This window comes from Vulcanisaeta sp. EB80 (assembly GCF_002078205.2).
Genome location: NZ_LCWN02000149.1, coordinates 1 through 1697, shown reverse-complemented (window position 1 = coordinate 1697; position 1697 = coordinate 1). Strand labels below are relative to the sequence as shown.

The 1697-nt window shown below is 60.0% G+C and carries 2 protein-coding genes; one reads left to right on the top strand and one right to left on the bottom strand.

Annotated elements, in window-relative coordinates:
• Nucleotides 1–268, top strand: a 268-nt coding sequence (locus B7L70_RS12740) for a PaREP1 family protein (RefSeq protein WP_304440749.1), incomplete at its 5' end; no start/stop codon positions are given.
• A 14-nt stretch (nucleotides 269–282) separates the two neighbouring features.
• On the opposite strand, the gene B7L70_RS12735 is transcribed toward B7L70_RS12740, so the two are convergent.
• A complete protein-coding gene (locus B7L70_RS12735) occupies nucleotides 283–1293 on the bottom strand; it encodes an ATP-binding protein (RefSeq protein WP_081228481.1) in 1011 nt (336 codons plus the stop codon).
• Between the last annotated feature and the right edge of the window lie 404 nt (nucleotides 1294–1697).

Sequence of the window (1697 nt, the reverse complement as noted above, 5' to 3'; positions counted from 1 at the left end):
GGAGCTGGCCGACTGGCTGATCGCCCTCATGCCCACGGGCAGGATGTGGGAGGTGGCCCGCGCCCTGCGGCAATCCTACGGCGACGAGGTCGTCCTCCTCACCGCCCTCGCCCTCAACCTACACGAGGTCCAGTACAACGGCCTAGACGAAAGCGGCGTCCTCAGCAAATACTCCACACCACAACAGGTCGAAGAAGACGTCAAAGAGCTCGCGCAACGCACCGCCGAATTCGCAGAGGCCCTAAGACAACGCCTCAGCCTCAAGTAGCACCCATCCCTAACTTAACCACCCTCTTTAAGCGCCCTCCTCGCGGCCTCTCTGTGAAGCGGAGTATGCCACGCCACGTATCTGCCGACGCCCAACTCCGGATCCTTCTCAGGCGGCGGGCTGTCAACCCAGAACTGGGGCTCCCTGTAATATATGTTATAGAGGATGAGGTTCCTCGCCTCAAGCTCCCTTATCAGCTCCTCCGGCGCGCCGCGGCCCCAAAGCGCGTCGGGATCCTCCACAGCCTCGACGAGCCATTTCCCCCAACGCCGGATGAAATCCGCCGTAAGGTCCTTCTTCGCAACAATCTCCTTAACTGCCTTGCCGAAATCCCACCTATTCTCGTAAAGCAGACCCAGCATCCTCGGGTTGCCGCCTGTCCAACGCCAGACGTCCTCGAAGGGGGGCTTTGCTCCAGGCAGCTTCTCGTACAGCTGTTGAAGGCCCTCCCTCGGCATGTTCCACATGGGCCGTAGCTCGGCCCAGAAATGCCTCCCGATCTCGCGTCTGCTGATGCCCTCGCTGGTGGCGACCAACACCACAATGCCTTCGTATTTATACACAGGGTGCTCAATCGTGTTTAGCAGCCCCTTCACGTAGGCGGCGGCCTTATCCAGCCCTATTGCTTGGAACACGTCGTCGGCAATTATGGCGACCTTCCTCCTCCTCTTCTTAAGGATCTCCCTCACCAAGTCGAAGACGGCCATGGCGAGACGGCCCCACCTCCCGTCCTCCAGAGTCTTGCGCACTAGGTCTAGGAAGAGCCTCTTGACGTCTGGGTCGTCCACCTCGGCCGAGAAGGCCCGGTCGAGGGGGTGGAGGTAGAAGACGTCGTACCCCAGCTCCCTCAGCCCAGAGGCGGCCTGCCGCAGGAAGGCGGTCTTGCCGCAGCCCTCCGGGCCGAAGATCACAACAGGAAACCTAGTGCTCTTTTCAGCCCACTCCACCACCTGGGCGAGGGCGCGGTCTCTGTCCGTAAACTCCGTCTCCACGCCGGGCGCGATTTCGACCGCTATTCTCTTCACGTCTTTCAACGTTGGCGTTAAATTAAGCTTTTGGCTCCAGAGAGACCTAGCCCTCCAGCGCCTTTCTAAGTTAGAGCGCGGAATCCGAGACGCGGAACAGACCGGCACTATGATGACGCGTATTATACTATCTGACCTCCTCACGCCCTAAGGGGAGGGGCTTTCGGTCGTAAAAACTTGGTATATGTCAATGGGAACTGGCTGGCCTCACGGCGTCCCTTTCGGGGCTTTCAGCCTCTATGATATATAACATGGCGGTTAGTAATACATGGCGCGTGTCTTGACGGTGTTGGCCCACGGCGATGCCGACGGCGTCTGCTCCGCCGCCGTGGTTAAGGCGGCGCTGGCCGGCGAGTACGAGGCGGTGAAGATATACTTCACCCACCCCGTCGACTTGGCGAAGG